The organism is Stappia sp. TSB10P1A (assembly GCF_900185725.1).
GTDB lineage: Bacteria > Pseudomonadota > Alphaproteobacteria > Rhizobiales > Stappiaceae > Stappia.
The window spans coordinates 131,940-148,266 of the sequence record NZ_FYAU01000013.1; the positions used below are offsets into that span (position 1 = coordinate 131,940).

18 protein-coding genes are annotated in these 16,327 nt (G+C 65.7%); 11 read left to right on the top strand and 7 right to left on the bottom strand.

Annotated features, from left to right (window positions below):
• A complete protein-coding gene (locus tag TSB10P1A_RS02965; RefSeq protein WP_186386415.1) occupies window positions 1-402 on the top strand; it encodes a DUF2000 domain-containing protein in 402 nt (133 codons plus the stop codon).
• Window positions 403-439: 37 nt separating this feature from the next.
• Here the strand turns inward: TSB10P1A_RS02965 and hisI are convergent, their stop codons facing one another.
• Window positions 440-892, bottom strand: coding sequence for a phosphoribosyl-AMP cyclohydrolase (gene hisI, locus TSB10P1A_RS02970; protein ID WP_186386416.1), 453 nt, complete (start codon window positions 890-892; stop codon window positions 440-442).
• A 37-nt stretch (window positions 893-929) separates the two neighbouring features.
• Window positions 930-1,565, bottom strand: coding sequence for a GTP cyclohydrolase I FolE (gene folE / locus TSB10P1A_RS02975; RefSeq protein ID WP_186386417.1), 636 nt, complete (start codon window positions 1,563-1,565; stop codon window positions 930-932).
• Window positions 1,566-1,836: 271 nt separating this feature from the next.
• On the opposite strand from folE, the gene TSB10P1A_RS02980 reads away from it, so the two are divergent.
• From TSB10P1A_RS02980 to TSB10P1A_RS03005, 6 genes are all read left to right on the top strand, one after another.
• On the top strand, window positions 1,837-2,274 hold the full coding sequence (locus TSB10P1A_RS02980) for an iron-sulfur cluster assembly scaffold protein (RefSeq protein ID WP_186386418.1): 438 nt from the start codon (window positions 1,837-1,839) through the stop codon (window positions 2,272-2,274).
• Window positions 2,275-2,378: 104 nt separating this feature from the next.
• Window positions 2,379-2,690, top strand: coding sequence for a membrane protein insertion efficiency factor YidD (yidD, locus tag TSB10P1A_RS02985; RefSeq protein WP_244292938.1), 312 nt, complete (start codon window positions 2,379-2,381; stop codon window positions 2,688-2,690).
• Between the two features lie 198 nt (window positions 2,691-2,888).
• Entirely contained in the window at window positions 2,889-4,046 is a 1,158-nt protein-coding gene (locus TSB10P1A_RS02990) for a GNAT family N-acetyltransferase/peptidase C39 family protein (protein ID WP_186386420.1), read from the top strand.
• Window positions 4,047-4,051: 5 nt separating this feature from the next.
• Window positions 4,052-5,506 carry a RimK family protein gene (locus tag TSB10P1A_RS02995; RefSeq protein ID WP_186386421.1) on the top strand — a complete coding sequence of 485 codons (1,455 nt, stop codon included), beginning with the start codon at window positions 4,052-4,054 and terminating at the stop codon, window positions 5,504-5,506.
• Window positions 5,507-5,647: 141 nt separating this feature from the next.
• Window positions 5,648-7,624, top strand: coding sequence for a threonine--tRNA ligase (thrS, locus tag TSB10P1A_RS03000; protein WP_186386422.1), 1,977 nt, complete (start codon window positions 5,648-5,650; stop codon window positions 7,622-7,624).
• A gap of 155 nt (window positions 7,625-7,779) precedes the next feature.
• The gene (locus tag TSB10P1A_RS03005; RefSeq protein WP_186386423.1) at window positions 7,780-8,649 is read left to right on the top strand and encodes a lysophospholipid acyltransferase family protein; all 870 of its coding nucleotides are present in this window, start codon (window positions 7,780-7,782) and stop codon (window positions 8,647-8,649) included.
• Here the strand turns inward: TSB10P1A_RS03005 and TSB10P1A_RS03010 are convergent.
• Window positions 8,639-9,682 (bottom strand): hypothetical protein, encoded by a 1,044-nt coding sequence (locus tag TSB10P1A_RS03010; protein WP_186386424.1) that lies wholly within the window; start codon window positions 9,680-9,682, stop codon window positions 8,639-8,641. The genes TSB10P1A_RS03005 and TSB10P1A_RS03010 overlap by 11 nt on opposite strands.
• A gap of 199 nt (window positions 9,683-9,881) precedes the next feature.
• On the opposite strand from TSB10P1A_RS03010, the gene TSB10P1A_RS03015 reads away from it, so the two are divergent.
• A complete protein-coding gene (locus tag TSB10P1A_RS03015; protein ID WP_186386425.1) occupies window positions 9,882-10,466 on the top strand; it encodes a nitroreductase in 585 nt (194 codons plus the stop codon).
• A gap of 2 nt (window positions 10,467-10,468) precedes the next feature.
• Window positions 10,469-11,071, top strand: coding sequence for a flavin reductase family protein (locus TSB10P1A_RS03020; protein ID WP_186386521.1), 603 nt, complete (start codon window positions 10,469-10,471; stop codon window positions 11,069-11,071).
• A 65-nt stretch (window positions 11,072-11,136) separates the two neighbouring features.
• Here TSB10P1A_RS03020 and TSB10P1A_RS03025 read toward each other — a convergent pair whose 3' ends face one another.
• Window positions 11,137-12,018 carry a CoA ester lyase gene (locus TSB10P1A_RS03025; RefSeq protein WP_186386426.1) on the bottom strand — a complete coding sequence of 294 codons (882 nt, stop codon included), beginning with the start codon at window positions 12,016-12,018 and terminating at the stop codon, window positions 11,137-11,139.
• A gap of 4 nt (window positions 12,019-12,022) precedes the next feature.
• Window positions 12,023-12,475 (bottom strand): MaoC family dehydratase, encoded by a 453-nt coding sequence (locus TSB10P1A_RS03030; protein ID WP_186386427.1) that lies wholly within the window; start codon window positions 12,473-12,475, stop codon window positions 12,023-12,025.
• A 187-nt stretch (window positions 12,476-12,662) separates the two neighbouring features.
• Between TSB10P1A_RS03030 and TSB10P1A_RS03035 the strand changes: the two genes are divergently transcribed.
• Window positions 12,663-13,748, top strand: a complete 1,086-nt coding sequence (locus TSB10P1A_RS03035) for a lytic transglycosylase domain-containing protein (protein WP_186386428.1) — start codon at window positions 12,663-12,665, stop codon at window positions 13,746-13,748.
• 184 nt (window positions 13,749-13,932) lie between these two features.
• The gene (locus tag TSB10P1A_RS03040; protein WP_186386429.1) at window positions 13,933-15,087 is read left to right on the top strand and encodes a DUF2336 domain-containing protein; all 1,155 of its coding nucleotides are present in this window, start codon (window positions 13,933-13,935) and stop codon (window positions 15,085-15,087) included.
• A 38-nt stretch (window positions 15,088-15,125) separates the two neighbouring features.
• Here the strand turns inward: TSB10P1A_RS03040 and TSB10P1A_RS03045 are convergent, their stop codons facing one another.
• Together TSB10P1A_RS03045 and TSB10P1A_RS03050 are read right to left on the bottom strand one after the other, a co-directional pair.
• Window positions 15,126-15,653 carry an Hpt domain-containing protein gene (locus TSB10P1A_RS03045; protein ID WP_186386430.1) on the bottom strand — a complete coding sequence of 176 codons (528 nt, stop codon included), beginning with the start codon at window positions 15,651-15,653 and terminating at the stop codon, window positions 15,126-15,128.
• Between the two features lie 84 nt (window positions 15,654-15,737).
• Window positions 15,738-16,316 (bottom strand): response regulator, encoded by a 579-nt coding sequence (locus tag TSB10P1A_RS03050; RefSeq protein ID WP_244292940.1) that lies wholly within the window; start codon window positions 16,314-16,316, stop codon window positions 15,738-15,740.
• Window positions 16,317-16,327 lie beyond the last annotated feature (11 nt).

The window sequence follows — 16,327 nt, forward strand, 5'->3', positions numbered from 1 at the left end:
ATGTCGATCAAGCCTGTCATCATCCTGTGCGAGAGCCTGCCTGTTGGGCTCAAGGCGAATTTTTCGGCCGTGTTGGGAATGAGCCTCGGCCAACTCCACCCCGACCTTGTGGGAGCCGACACGCCGACGGGTGACGGTGTCGCGCTGTCGGGTATCACCAGGGTGGCGCTGCCGGTGCTCGGCGCGCCGGAGGACGACTTGCCGCAGCTCTTTGCGGCGGCGGAGGCATTGCCGGTGCGTCTCGCCTATATGCGGGCGGCCTTCGAGGCGCGGAACTACGACGACTACCGGGCGCGGATCGCCTCGGCGCCGCTGGCCGGCCACAGGCCCCAGGCGCTCCTGCTAGCAGGACCGCGCAAGGCGGTGGACCGGATCTGCGGCAGCCTTCCGCTTCTGCGCTGAGGGCGACAGGCGCGTCAGTGGCTCGCCGGTGGGCGCTTCAGTGGCCGTAGACGTCCTTGGGATCGTAGACCCGCTCCCCGCCGGAATGCTCGAGGCGTACAGTGCCGTCTTCGCCGGCAACGACCCGGCGATAGAAGCAGGAGCGGTACCCGACGTGGCAGGTGGCGCCGTTGCCGCCCACCCGCACCTTCACGACCAGGGCGTCCTGGTCGCAGTCGGTGAGGATCTCGACAACCTGCTGGACCTGGCCCGAAGTCCCGCCCTTCTTCCAGAATTCCTGGCGTGAGCGGCTCCAGTACCAGACCTCGCCGGTCTCGATGGTGCGGGCAAGCGCCTCGGCGTTCATGTAGCCGACCATCAGCACGGTCCCGTCGTCGGCATCGGTGATGACGCAGGCGATCAGCCCGTCGCCGTCAAACTTCGGCTGGAAAACCGCACCGTTTTCCAGTTCGTTCTTGTCGCCGCGTCCGGCGAAACGAAGCTCTGTCATGGGTCTTCCGTCGACGCCGGACGGCGTCTTTTTGATGTCAGCCGCGACGTGGGTCGCGAACAAGGCTCATGAAGCGGACCTGCTCGCTCGGGTCGTCGCGGAACACGCCGGTGAACTGGGTGGTGATGGTCGTCACGCCCTGCTTCTGCACGCCGCGCATGGTCATGCATTGATGCTCGGCTTCGATCATCACGGCGATGCCGCGCGGAGCGAGATGGGTGTCGATGGAATCGACGATCTGCGCCGTCAGGTTCTCCTGCGTCTGCAGGCGTTTGGCGAAGATGTCGACCACTCGGGCGATCTTCGACAGGCCGACGACACCCTCTGCCGGATAGTAGGCGACATGCGCCTCGCCGACAAAGGGAAGCATGTGATGCTCGCAATGGGAGAAGAACGGAATGCCGCGCACCAGAACGATGTCGTCATAGCCACCGACATCCTCGAAAGTACGCTGGAGGTGCTCCGCCGGGTCCTGGAAGTAGCCGGAGAAGATTTCCTCATACGCCTTGGTGACGCGCTTGGGAGTATCCAGCAGGCCCTCGCGCTCGGGGTCGTCTCCGGTCCAGGCGAGAAGCGTGCGGACGGCGGCCTCGACCTCCTCGCGGGACGGTCGGGCGCGCGTCGCCGCTGCGGCATCGTTCCGGGTCGTGACCGGCTTCAAGATGGCATCCATTGCGGGATCTCCCGATTGTATTGTATTCCGCATCCCTTACGTCGCCCCCGTGATTTCGGACCACTGGAGCCTTCCAAGGGCTCTGTCTCGGGTGGCGGAGGGGTCGCACGGTATCGTGTTTGAATTGCGACGGCGGCCTGCGGTCCGCCCCGTTTGGCCGCCACATGAGACGTGTGTGTCCATTTCTTTCCCGCGTTCCACCCTATATAAGAAATGCCAAACGGCTGTGAAGCCGGTTGATCCGGCGTCACGCCGTCTTGATGAGGCGCTTATGCTCGACGACATCTACAACTCGAAGATCCTCGAACTTGCCGGCAATATCCCCTGCCTCGGCCGTCTCGACGCACCCGATGCCTCCGCGAAGGCACACTCCAAACTGTGCGGCTCGACGGTGGTTGTCGACCTCAAAATGCAAGAAGGAGTTGTGACCGATTTCGCGCAGGACGTCAAAGCCTGCGCGCTCGGGCAAGCCTCCGCGTCGATCGTGGCGCGGCACATCACGGGGGCGACGCTGGCGGAACTGCGCGAGGCGCGCGACGCGATGCTGGCCATGCTCAAGGAGAACGGCCCACCGCCGACCGGCCGTTTCGCCGAAGCCGAGGTTCTGCTGCCGGTGCGCGATTTCAAAGCGCGTCATGCGTCCACCATGCTGGCCTTCGAGGCGGCGCTGGAGGCGGCTGAGCAGATCGAGGCGCGGCGGGCGGCCTGAGCCGTTCGGCCATGTGCTCCGGTCATCCTCCCCACGACCCTCCTTCTCGGGATCACTCCGACAGCGAGCGATCACGCACAGGGCCGGTTCGGCGTCCTCCTCCCGTGCCGGGGATTGCCGCACGGATAGCGCTGCTGCTGATCCGCATCTACCAACTGACGCTGTCGGCCTTTCTCGGGCGCTCCTGCCGCTACGCGCCGAGCTGTTCGGGCTACACGGCCGATGCCATTGCCTATCACGGGCTGTGGGCCGGGATCTGGATCGGGATCGCCCGTATCCAGCGATGCCGGCCTGGCGGAGGCAGCGGGTTCGACCCCATTCCCGAGACGCTGCCGGAGCATGCGCGCTGGTACCTGCCATGGCGTTACGGACGCTGGACATCCCATCACATCGATCCGGCGACCCGGCTGGACTGAGTGCCGCGCTCCATCGCCATGCGAAATCCGCGCGAGCCATGCGAAAGCCGTTGAAGACGCAGGACGAATTTGGAGATAGAGGGCTTTCGGGGCATCATTGGTACAGCGCCATCGACAAACAGGCGGCGACCGGTGAGCGATCCTGAAGACTTCCCGGGAGACCCGGATTTGAACACTCCTGAAGCTGATTCCGCAGCCATGCCCGAGACGGGCCGCGAAGCCGCGCCTGAAACCGACCCGGAACCTTGGCCCGGCGGCGCCGGGACAGTGCTGCGCGCCGCCACCGCCCTTGACCTTGCGGGCCTGGTCCAGACCGAGGAGGCCTGCTTCACGCAGGATCGGATCTCGCGGCGTTCCTTCCGCCGGTTCCTGGAGAGTTCGGGCGCCTCCTTCGTGATCGCGGAGAGCAAGGGGCGGATCATCGGCTATGCCTTGCTGCTGTTCCGATCCGGGACGGCGCTGGCGCGGCTCTATTCCTTTGCCCTGCGCAGGGAGGTGCGTGGCCGGGGATGGGGGCGTGCGCTGCTGGCGGCGGCCGAGGCCGATGCCTTCGCACGTGACCGCATCGTGTTGCGGCTGGAAGTGCGCGAGGACAACGCCACCGCCCGCGGACTTTACGCAAAAGCCGGATACCGCGTGCACGGACGGGTTGCCGACTATTACGAGGATGGCACCGCCGCGCTGCGGATGGAGAAGCTGCTGCACGACGAGGCTGCGCCCCCCTCCGCCGTGCCCTATCACGCGCAGACGACCGAGTTCACCTGCGGGCCTGCCTGCTTGATGATGGCGCTCAAGCATTTCGAACCGGCCACCGACCTTGGCGAGAGGCTGGAACTGCGCCTCTGGCGGGAATCGACGACCATCTATCTCGCCTCCGGCCATGGCGGATGCGGGCCGTTTGGGCTTGCGGTCGCGGCGGCGAGCCGCGGCCTGTCCGCAGAGGTGCGCCTTTCACCGCCGGGGCACTTGTTCATCTCGTCCGTGCGCGATCCCGACAAGCAGCGGGTGATGCAGATCGTGCAGGACGACTACCGTGCGGAGGCGCGGAGGCTCGACATTCCGGTGATGGAGGAGCAGTTGCCGGCCCGTTCGCTGGCGGAGGAGCTGCGCGCCGGCGCGCTCGCCATCGTGCTCATCTCCGAATACCGCATGCTCGGCCGGCGCGGTCCTCACTGGGTGCTGGTGCAGGGCGAGGATGCCCGCCATCTCTTCATCCACGATCCATGGCTCGGCTACGAGGGCTACGAGACGCCTCAGGACGCCTCGAACCTGCCGGTGCCGGATGCCGAATTCGACCGCATGGCCCGCTGGGGCAAGCCGCCGGTGCGCGCGCAGATCATCTTGAGAAAGGGCTGAGACCGATGGCCACATGGGTCGTTCTCGTCGACAATCCGAAGGACTTCTCCAACGCCGACACACCCCACAAGGTGATGAGCGTGCGCGACTACATGCTGCGCCCGAAGCTCTTCACCGGAACCAACCCGAATATCATCAATCTGTCGCGGTCCTTCGCCTATCAGGGTGCGGGCTACTATGCCTCGCTGCTGGCCGAGGCACGGCAGCACCGGGTGCTGCCGAATGTCGAGACGATGATCGAGCTATCGCGCAAGGGGCTCTATCGCCACGCGCTGCCCGAGCTGGAGGATAGCCTCAATCGCTGCCTCGCCAAGGCGGAAGGCGTCGGCGACAAGCTGCTTGTCTGCCTCGGGCAGACCGAGATCGCGGCGCTGGAGCCTTTCGCTCGGCTGCTGTTCGACTGGTACCGCGCGCCGATCCTGGAAGTGAACCTCGGCAAGGAGACCTGGCGGGCAATCACCCGCATCCGGGTGGTGCCGATCTCCGACCTCGACGCGTCGGCACGCAGCTTCCTGAACGCCAGCCTGGAGCGCTACACGCACCGCGCCTGGCGGGCCCCCAAGCAGCGCCTGCCGATGAAATACTCGCTCGCCGTGCTCGCCAATCCGAAGGAGGATCTGCCACCTTCCAGCCAGGAGTCGCTGCGCCACCTGGCCAAGGTCGCGGCGCGCCAGGGGGTGGAGATCGTGCCGATCGGCAAGGGAGACCTGGACCGGCTCGCGCAATACGACGCGCTGTTCATCCGCGAGACGACGAATATCGACAACCACACCTACCGCTTCGCCCGCCGGGCGGTGCAGGAGCGCATGCCGGTGATCGATGACCCGGTGTCGATGATCCGCTGCACCAACAAGGTCTATCTCGCCGAACTGATGGAGACGCACGGCATCCCGATCCCCAAGACCGCGGTGCTGTCCAGCGTCAAGGAGGCCATCGGGCTGGAAGCGCGTCTCGGGTCTCCGGTGGTGCTGAAGATCCCGGACGGGTCGTTCAGCCGCGGCGTATTCCGCGTGGCCGGGGAAGCGGCGATCGCCGAAAAGGTCAAGGACCTGTTGGACGACAGCGACATCATCATCGCGCAGGAATATTGCCCCACCGACTTCGACTGGCGTATCGGCGTGCTGGACGGCGAGCCGCTCTTCGCCGTGCAATACCTCATGGCCAAGAAGCACTGGCAGATCGTCAAGCATGAGGACGGCAAGCAGGCGAAGGAGGGCAGCTTCCGCTCCATTTCGCTCGCCGAGACGCCGCCGGCGGTGGTGGAGACGGCGGTGCGTGCGGCCCGCCTGATCGGCGACGGGCTCTACGGCGTCGACCTGAAGTCGTTCGGCGACCGGGTCGTCGTCATCGAGGTCAACGACAATCCCAACCTCGATCACGGGGTTGAGGACTCGATGGAGAAGGACGCGGTCTGGGAGCGGCTGGTGCGCTGGTTCGTCCGCCGGATCGAGGCGCGGTAGCAGCCTTGCGCGGCCTGACTGTTCCGCAGGTTGCCCCTTTCGCCCAAATCACCTAAATGGAGCGCGGTTCGCGCCTGCCTCGCGCGCGCCCGACCATCAACGCTTACCTGCCCTGTTTGCAGGAGTGAGCCGGAGACAGACATGATCCATCTGACCTTCCCCGACAATTCGGTTCGCGATTTTGCGCCTGGCGTGACCGGCGCGGAAATTGCTGCCGGCATTTCCAAGTCGCTCGCCAAGAAGGCCGTCGCGGTGACGCTCGACGGCGAACTTGCCGACCTGTCGCTGCCGATCGAGCGCGACGCCCGGCTGGAGATCGTCACCCGCGAGGACCCGCGTGCGCTGGAACTGATCCGCCACGACGCCGCCCATGTGATGGCCGAGGCGGTGCAGGAACTGTGGCCGGGGACGCAGGTGACCATCGGTCCGGTGATCGAGAACGGCTTCTACTACGACTTCAAGCGCGTTCATTCCAATTCCGGGGAAGACTGGCCCTTCACTCCCGACGACCTGCCGGTCATCGAGAAGAAGATGCGTGAGATCATCCAGCGGGGCGATGCCTTCACCCGCGAGGTGTGGTCGCGCGACGAGGCCAAGCGCCATTTCCTGGCGAAGGGCGAGACCTATAAGGTCGAACTTGTCGATGCGATTCCGGCCGACCAGGACGTGAAGATCTATCGCCAGGGCGACTGGCTCGACCTGTGCCGGGGGCCGCACATGGCCTCCACCCGTCAGGTGGGCGATGCCTTCAAGCTGATGAAGGTGGCCGGCGCCTATTGGCGCGGCGACAGCAACAACGAGATGCTGACCCGCATCTACGGCACCGCCTGGGCGAACGAATCCGAGCTCAAAGCCTATCTCCACATGCTGGAGGAAGCGGAGAAGCGCGACCACCGCAAGCTCGGCCGGGAGATGGACCTGTTCCACTTCCAGGAAGAGGGGCCGGGCGTCGTGTTCTGGCATGCCAAGGGCTGGAGCCTGTTCCAGAGTCTCGTCGCCTATATGCGCCGGCGCCTCGACGAGGATTACGACGAGGTCAACGCCCCGCAGATCCTCGATACCTCGCTGTGGGAGACCTCCGGTCACTGGGGCTGGTACAAGGAGAACATGTTCTCCGTGCAGTGCGCCGACCCGGAGGCGGAGGACACGCGCCTCTTCGCGCTGAAGCCGATGAACTGCCCGGGCCACGTGCAGATCTTCAAGCACGGGCTGAAGAGCTATCGCGATCTGCCGTTGCGGCTGGCCGAGTTCGGCGCGGTGCACCGCTACGAGCCTTCGGGCGCTATGCACGGGTTGATGCGCGTGCGCGGCTTCACCCAGGACGACGCCCATATCTTCTGCACCGAGGAGCAGATGGCGGCCGAGTGCCTGAAGATCAACGACCTGATCCTCTCGGTCTACGAGGACTTCGGCTTCAACGAGATCGTCGTGAAGCTGTCGACCCGGCCGGAAAAGCGCGTCGGCTCGGACGAGCTTTGGGACCATGCCGAAGAGGTGATGACCCGGGTGCTCAAGCAGATCGAGGAGCAGTCCGGCGGGCGCATCAAGACCGGCATTCTGCCGGGCGAAGGCGCGTTCTACGGCCCGAAGTTCGAATACACGCTCAAGGACGCCATCGGCCGGGATTGGCAGTGCGGCACCACCCAGGTGGACTTCAACCTGCCGGAGCGCTTCGGCGCCTTCTATGTCGATCGGGACGGCGAGAAGAAGACCCCGGTGATGATCCATCGCGCCATCTGCGGTTCGATGGAGCGCTTCCTCGGCATCCTGATCGAGAACTTCGCAGGCCACTTCCCGCTGTGGCTGGCGCCGCAGCAGGTGGTCGTCACCACCATCACCTCTGAGGCCGACGACTATGCAAGCGAGGTGCAGGCGGCGATGAGGAAGGCCGGTCTGCGGGCTGAACTCGACCTGCGCAACGAGAAGATCAACTACAAGGTCCGCGAGCATTCGCTGGCCAAGGTGCCGGTCATCGTCGTGTGCGGCAAGCGCGAGGCGGAAGAGCGCACCGTCAACATTCGCCGCCTCGGCTCCCAGCAGCAGTCAGTCACCGACCTCGACGCGGCGATCGCCGCGCTTGTCGAGGAAGCGGTGGCACCGGATCTGCGGCGCAGCTAAGGCCGACGCATGCCGCTGTGAACAAAGGGCCGGCCGGGATCTCCCGGTCGGCCCTTTTTGCCGGGGAGCGGCCGGGAGTGTCGCGATCCTGTCACGCAAGGCGGGCTAGATCACAGGTTAATTCGCACAGGCATGAATGAATTCAGGGGCCGGGGGTGAGGGAAACGGAACTCAGCTACGCCAACGAGGCGCATTCCTGGGGCAAGCGCACGCTGATCCGCGGGATCGAGACGCTCTCGGGACGCAATTATCTGCTTGGCTACTATCGCTACTGGCGCGATGCCATCGCCGCCACGTCGGCCACCAAATGGAGCGACCTGCTGGCGCTGATCGGCGTCGATGTGGTGGTGGAGGAGGGAAGCTGGCCGCCGGAAAACCTGCCGGAGGGACCGCTGGTGATGATCGCCAATCACCCCTATGGCCTCGGCGACGGGCTCGCGATCCTGTCCCTGGCCGAGCGGCTGGGGCGTCCCTATCGCATTCTCATCAATAACGAACTCCTGAAGGCGCCGGAGATCCGGCCCTATGCGCTGCCGGTCGACTTCGAGGAAACCGCGGAGGCGCTCAGGACCAACATGCGCACCCGCAAGGAGGCGCTGCGCCTGCTTGCCGAAGGCGTCACGATCGTGGTGTTTCCCGGAGGCGGGGTCGCGACGGCGCAGCGCCCCTTCGGGCGTGCGCGGGAGCTGCCGTGGAAGACCTTCACGGCCAAGATGATCCGCGCGGCCCGCGCGACGGTCATCCCGCTTTATTTCGACGGCCAGAATTCGCCGCTCTTCCACCTTGTCTCGCGCGTCTCTCTGACACTGCGGCTGTCGATGTACATTCGGGAGTTCCGACGGATCATGGGCTGCGACCTGCCGGTGCGCGTCGGCGCACCGATCGCATATGAGGAACTGGAGGCCTTCGGCGATCAGAAGGCGATGACCGAGCATCTGCTGGCCCGCGTCGTCGCCATGGCGCCGAGTGTCCCGCGCCCGCGCGTCAGGCCGGATCGTCGCCGGCTGCGTCGGATCACTGCTTGAGCAGAGAACTCGTCAGGACTTCGACCTCGCCATGGGCGGCGGTCTTCACCTCGAACTCGCGCGAGTACAGCTTGTCCTCGTTGCGGGCGATCACCTGATACTCGCCCGAGGCCAGGACGAAGGCCGGGAAGGCGCCGGTTCCTTCCACCACCGTGTCGCCACCCGGCGTCAGCACAGACCAGTTGGTGTTGGCGATGGCCTCGCCGCCCGGCTGGTTGACCAGCTTCAGGGTGACACGCGCCGCATTGTGGAAGACGGTCGCCTCGGTCAGCTTGCCGGGCTCGACGCGGATGTCGGCGCGCACGGTGGCGTTCACCGCGCCGTAGCGGCTGACGATGTGATAGGTGTCGGCATTCAGCCGTACGATGTCTCCAGGCTTGATGTTGCTGGCGACAACCTTGCGCTCGCCGCGGCTGTTGTATTCCCGCTCATAGATGTCGAACACCAGTCGGCCGGTGCGGATCGGCTGGTTGCCGGAGAACTGGGCGTCGAGCTTGATGCCGCCGGCATTCAGCACCACCGTCTGGCTGGTGAGGCCGTTGCGCACGGAGATGCGGCTGGTGCGGCCGGCATAGCCATAAGCGGTGTGGACGAAATACTCGCCGGGCGGCAGGCGGAAATCGGCATCGCCGCCCCTGGCGGTTGCGACGAGTTCCAGCCGGCCGTTCTGGTTCAATGCCGGCCGATAGACTCGCCACGTCACGCCCTGGGTCAGGGCCGGTCCGTCGTCGGACAGGCGGGCGACCATGTAGACGGGCGATTCGGTGCCCTGGTCGGGCATACCGGTATCGGGAGTGATCGCCGGGGCATAGGGGACGACGGGGGTGGAGGATCCGGGGACGGCGTTGCCGCCGAGCAGGTCGCCAAGTGCGGGAGGGGCCGCATCTGCCTGAGGGGCATTGAGGTTGTCGGGTTTGACCGGCGGTGCCAGGACCTCCTCTGCCCGAAGCGGGGAGAGCGTCACTCCGATGAGGCAAAGCGCGATTGCGAAAACCCTGATCACCTGCATCTGCCGGATGCCTGCCCCTGTCATGAACCCAAACCGATCGGAAAAATTTCCCTCTGCGGGTTCCACTCCAAAACTGGGGCAATTTCAAGTCATCTGTCGCGGGAGGCTCTGGCCTGATTGACAGGCGCGAAAACCCGACTAGGTCATGGAAGCGAGAGCGCCTTGCGTGCACCTTCCATCCCCCTGCCGTCCTTTGCGGACGGCGCTGACCCAAAGGCTGACGATGACGACGGAGCAATCCGACACCCTGCGCCTGCTGCTGACACGGCGCTCGCACCCCGCTATGACCCTGGTCGAGCCTGCGCCGGACGGTGACGTCTTGCGGTCGATCCTGCAGGCGGCCTCTCGCGTGCCCGACCATGGCAAGCTGGTGCCCTGGCGCTTCATCCTGATCCGGGGAGACGCGCGTGCCGAACTCGGCCGGCGGCTGCTGCCGCTTGCGGAAGCGCGCGAGGGCGAGCTTTCGGCGGAACGGCGCGACCAGGAGCTGACCCGCTTCACCCGGGCGCCGCTGGTGGTCGCGGTGATCAGCCGCGCTGCCGTTCATCCCAAGATCCCGGTCTGGGAGCAGCAATTGTGCGTCGGCGCCGTGTGCATGAACCTGGTGCTGGGGGCGCATGCCAGCGGCTTTGCCGCGCAGTGGCTGACCGAGTGGATGGCTTTCGATGATGAGGTCTCCGCCATGCTCGGCCTTGCCGAGACGGAACGGGTCGCCGGCTTCATCCACCTTGGCACCCCCTCGCAGCCGCCGAGCGAACGGCCGCGACCGGATCTCGACGACCTGATCAGTGAATGGAGTGCGGCATGAGCATGTACAGCTATGAGGTGGCCAAGGGGCATGGACTGCCGCACAACCCGTTCAAGGCGCTGGTGGCACCGCGGCCGATCGGCTGGATTTCCAGCCGGGCGGCGGACGGATCGCTGAACCTTGCGCCCTACAGCTTTTTCAACGCGGTCTGCGATACGCCGCCGATCGTGATGTTCTCGTCCTCCGGCTACAAGGATTCGGTGGCCAACATCGACGAGACCGGCGAGTTTGTGTTCAATCTTGCCACCGAAGACCTGAAGGACGCGATGAACACGTCATCGGCACCGTTCGACAGGGGCGTGTCGGAGTTCGGCAAGGCTGGACTGACGCCGCAGGACTCGCTGCTTGTCGATGCTCCGCGCGTCGCCGAGGCGAAAGTGGCGCTCGAATGCAAGCACTTGCAGACGATCCGCCTGACCGCTCATGACGGCACGCCGACAAACAACTGGATGGTGCTCGGCGAGGTCGTCGCGGTGCATATCGACGAGGCGATGCTGGTCGACGGCCTGTTCGACGTGACCAGGGCGCGGCCGCTCTCGCGCCTCGGCTACATGGACTATGCGGTGGTCGACAGCGTGTTCCAGATGCGTCGGCCCAAGGCCTGAGCCTCCGCCGCCACAGCGATCGGACAGTCGGCCGGAGGGGATGCGCCCTCCGGCCTTTTTCGTCTTCAGTCCCCTGCCGTGCTGCCCGCGCGGGCCAGGATCTTTTCAGCGCGCCGCAGGTGCGGGCGGTCGAGCATTTCGCCGTCGAGGCCGACGACGCCGGGATTGCCGGCGGCGGCGAAAGCCTCGAAGATCCGTCTGGCCTTGGCGATCTCGTCGGGCGAGGGGGTGAAGACCTCGTTGATCACCGGCACCTGGGCGGGATGGATCGCCATCTTGCCGGTGAAGCCGTCGTTCAGGGCTTCCAGGGCCTCGGCGCGCAGGCCGTCCATGTCGCGGAAATTGGTGAAGACGGTATCCACCGGAGCGGCATCCGCCGCCACGGCGCCGAACAGGCAGAGGTTGCGGGCGAGCCAGAAGGGGCCGGAATAGCGCCCGTCCGCCGTCCTGTTGCCGAGCGAACCGAGATCGGCCGAAAGATCTTCAGCGCCCCAGGTCAGGCCGGCAAGGCGCGGACTCGCTCCCGCATAGGTGCCGAGATTGAAGACGGAGGCGGCGGTCTCGGTGGCAACCACGATGATGCGGGTGGCGCCGTCGGCAAGCCCGTGTTCCGCTTCATGGACGGCAAGCTTGGCGCAAAGGTGCTGCACATCCATGCCGGAGATCGATTTGGGCAGCATGATTCCATCGGGTGCCGCGCGCATCACCGCGTCGAGATCCGCGTCGGTCTCGCCGGTGTCGAGCGCGTTGACGCGGACATAGAGGCGAGGGCGCCCGGCGTGCTGGCCCGCCGCGCCAAGGAAGGCAGCCGCGGTTTCGCGCGCCCTCGGCTTGGCATCAAGGGCGACGGAATCCTCCAGGTCGACCAGGAGCACGTCGGCGCCGCATGTCAGCGACTTCTCCAGCTTGCGCTCGCTGTCGCCGGGAACGAAGAGGAGGGACCGCATGTCCTCACCCTTTCTTCTTCATGAAGGCCTGCCGCCGGCAACTGGCAACGAGCACGTCGTTCTGGTTGAAGGCCTTATGTTCGAATTCGACGATGCCGGCGTCCGGACGCGACTTCGATTCGCGCTTGGCCACGACTTCCGTGGTGCAGTGGATGCTGTCGCCCTGGAACAGGGGGTGGGGGAAGCGGACATCGGTCATGCCGAGATTGCCGATGGTCGTGCCGACCGTCGTATCGTTGACGGAGATGCCGATCATCAATCCAAGCGTAAAGAGGCTGTTCATGAGCGGCTGACCCCACTCTGTCTGCGTCTCGCAGAAATGCCTGTCGATATGCAGCGGCTGGGGGTTGAGTGTCATGTTGGAGAACAGCATGTTGTCCATCTCGGTCACCGTGCGGGTCAGCGAATGCGTAAAGATGTGACCGACGGTGAAGTCCTCGTAATACAGCCCCGGCATGGTTTCCTCCCTTTAGGCGGGCCGGCGTAACCGCCGGCAGATCCGCTATTCCGACGAATCAAGCTCCCGGATTAAAGACACAAAGTGCAATTCGCAACGGGCGTTAGCGGATGTTAACCATCCGTTAACCAAATGGTCGCGACTCTTAATCAAATCCTAAGACATGCGTGACGCAGGAGAGCGGAGCATGAAAGTCGGCGAACCGATCTCGATCGCGTCGAGGATCGAGCAGGCGTTCCAGTCGGCCAGCACGACGACCGGCACCTCCTTCGAGTATCTGGTGAAGACGGCGAAGCGGGAATCCAACTTCGTCGAGACGGCGCGGGCGCGCACATCCAGCGCGACCGGCCTCTTCCAGTTCATCGAAAGCACCTGGCTGGAAACGGTCAAGGAGGCGGGCGGGCGCCATGGGCTTGGCCAATATGCCGACCAGATCGAGCGGACGGCCAACGGCAAGTACCGGGTGGCCGATCCGGCGATGCGCGAGAAGATTCTCAACCTGCGCAACGACGCGCATATCTCCTCGATGATGGCGGGCGAACTGACCCAGAAGAACGCCGCCTATCTGAGCGAGAAGCTCGGCCGGGCGCCGAGCGAGGGTGAACTCTACATCGCGCATTTCCTGGGCGCGGGCGGTGCACACAAGCTGATCTCGCTGGCCCAGAGCCAGCCGGATCTCGCCGCCGACCGGGTGTTCGCGCGCCAGGCGAAGGCCAACAAGCCGATCTTCTACGACCGCAGCGGCGCGCGCAGCGTGTCCGAGGTCTATGCCAACCTGGTCTCCAAACATGGCGGGCCGATGCCGGCGCTGCCGGGCGCGCGCGGCACCATGGTCGCCAGCCTGCCGGAAACCAAGCCGACAGGCGGGGCGGAGCTTGCCTATGCTACCACGCAAGGAACGGACAGGACCGGCGCGGACGGCAATCCGACCAGTCGGGTGCTGACGGCGTGGTCGGCGACCGACGACATTTCCTCGCCGTTCCATGCGCTGTTCCGCAATGGCATGGAGGCTCGCCGAGTGTCGTTCGATTCGCGCTTTACCTCCGCCTTCGCTGCCCAGGAAGCGGGGCAGGCGGAAGCGCTGGAGCGGGCGGCGGCGCGCCTGGAAGCGACCCCCGCCGGCGACGCTTATGCCGAGCGCCGGTCCCGCATCCTGACCGAGGCAGGCGCACAGAGGACGGCAAGTCTGGTTCGCAGCCAGCCGATGGACCTGACCGGCTTCCTCAACTACAGGCCAGCCTTCTCGCAGAAGGAGCTTCTGCCACCGGTATGAACTGCCGGCAGCGGTGAAGCCATGGGCGGCGTGCGGTCCTGATCGGTCGCGCGCCTTTATGCGTTTCCGTCTGCTGCCGATCATGGTGAACGAAGGTTTTATGGTGAACGAAGCTTTAAGCGTTTTGGCCCCAGACTGGTGACCTGCGCTGCGATACGCGGCGCGACCCAGGGGACTACGCATCATGATCGTGCATCAGTTTCTGCGTTGGATGGCAGATGCGCCGGTGGCCCGGCGGGCGGAAGCGACAAGCGCGCTGGCGCGGGCCTATCTTCACTCACAGATGACCTCGGAAGACCGCGACGCGGCCGAGGCGGCGATGATCATCCTGCTCGACGATCCGGCGGTGCAGGTGCGGCGGGCATTGGCCGAGGCGCTGTCGCGCAGCGAGCAGGCTCCCCGTGAAGTGGTGCTGGCGCTGGCGAGTGATCTGCCGGAGGTCGCCCTGCCCATTCTGGAGCGGTCGCCGGTGCTGCTCGACGCGGAACTGGTCGACGCCATCGGCGGGTTTTCCGACCCTCTGCCGGCGGCAGTCGCGCGCCGTTTCCATCTGTCGGCGCAGGTGGCCGCCGCGATTGCCGAGGTCGGCTCGCTGCAGGCGTGTCAGGCGCTGGCCGAGAACGAAACGGCCGAGATCCCTCGCTTCAGCCTGGTGCGGCTGGCGGAGCGGCACGGCAAGGACGCGGTTCTGCGCGAGGCGCTGATGGCCCGTCCCGGCATTCCCATCGAGATCCGCCAGATGCTGCTGAAACAGGTGGGCGACCTCTTGAGCGATCACCCTCTGGTTCGCAGGGGGTTGAAGGAGGAGCGTGCCCGGACCGTGGTCGCGGAGGCGCGGGAACGCGCGACCGTGACGCTGGCGAGCCAGGCCGGTCCGCAGGACACCGAGGCCCTGGTCGGACATTTGCTGGAAACGGGACAGTTGACCGCCGGGCTGCTCTTGCGAGCGCTCTGCACGGGCAACGTACGTCTTTTCAATGCGGCGCTGGCGCGCCTGTCCGGCATGGGCGCGGAACGCGTGCAAACGGTGCTGGAGACCGGCCGCGGGCTGGCGGTCCGGGCTCTGCTTGCGCGGGCGGGCCTGCCTGCACGCACTCATCCGCTGATCCAGGTTGCTGTCGGCGTGTGGCGGGATCTTGCCCGCGAAATCTCCCCGGATCTCGTCATCCCGTCGAACCCGGCCGTTGCACGGCTGATGATTGCCGAGGTTCTGGAGCGCTACCAGTCGCAGGATGGGGTGGAGGCCGACGACCTCGTGGTGATGCTGCGCCGCTTTTCCTCGGAGATCGCCCGCGAGGCCGCCCGCGCCTTCGTCGACCGCACGCTGGCTGCGGCCTGAGAGAGCGGCCGCAGGCGGGCCTGCAATCGCGGCAAGCGTCAGTCTTCCTCGCCGTCGCCGTGCCGGGCGAGATAGTCGGAGGTCACGTCGGCGAGCCGCTCGACCAGCGCTCGGGCCGTTGCATTGTCCTCTTGCTGGCCGATCTCGGCGATCATGGCGCGGATCGCGTCCACATGCTGCGCGACGAGCGTGAGCGGGATCTTCTCCGCCTCGAGATGTTCCATCAGGTGGCACAGGTTTCCGGCGACCGCTCCGACAAGGGGATAGCCAAAGGTACTCGCCTGGCCCTTGATGTCGTGGGAGGCGCGAAACAGGGTGTCGCGGCGTTCCGGATCGTTGATCCCGTTCTTCTGGATGTCGGCCCAGGCCTCCGCCAGCGTCTCCACTTCATCGGCCATCCAGGTGTCGAAATCCTGAGACAGGCGCTCAAGGGCGGCCTCGGCCGACTTGATCGGATCGAAGCGCGCGGCTTCGCGCTCGCTCAGGACGCGAACCTTGGCGCGCAAGTCGCGCGGCGGCTTGACGAGTTCGTAGCCGTCATTTTGCTTGCTCGGGTCGCTGCTCATATCTTCTTTCGCTCCCGCTGCAGGCCCTGGCCCGCGTCCTCGTCGACAGGGTCTTGCCGCACAGGCTGCCGCGGACTTGCGGCTTTATCCGGTTTTCGATTCCTTGGTCGCCCGCGAAGGCTGACTTTGCGGGAGTTCCGCAGGGTCGTCCAGAGTGTATCCGTCTTCCGCCGGACGTCCGCGGCGTTCGCCTCCCTGGAAACTCGGGTTCTGGAACCGCCGCCGGTCCGGTCCGAAGAAGCCCTTCGTCCGGACGAAGTCCCGCTGATTAAGGATGCAGTTCGCGATCCGCAGATAGAGGCCGCGTGCCGACACCGGCTTGCACATCACCTCGGTCACGCCGCTGTCGCGGGCCTGGATGACACGACGCTTCTGCGTATGGGCGGTGATCGCGATGATGGGGACGAAACAGCCGGGCGCTTGCGAGGCACGGATGCGGCGCGTGAGCTCGTTTCCGTCGACCAGCGGCATGAGCCAGTCGAGAATGACGACGTCGGGGTCGTTGCGGGAAATCTCCTCCAGCGCGGCCGCACCGTCTTCGGCCTCGTAGATCGCCTTCACGCCGAAGCCAGCCACCATCGCCCGCAGGATCCGGCGCATGTTGGTGTTGTCGTCGACGATCAGGACCCGGATCCGGCCGAGGTCGAGATGAGGCAGTTGCATTGCCGTTTCGG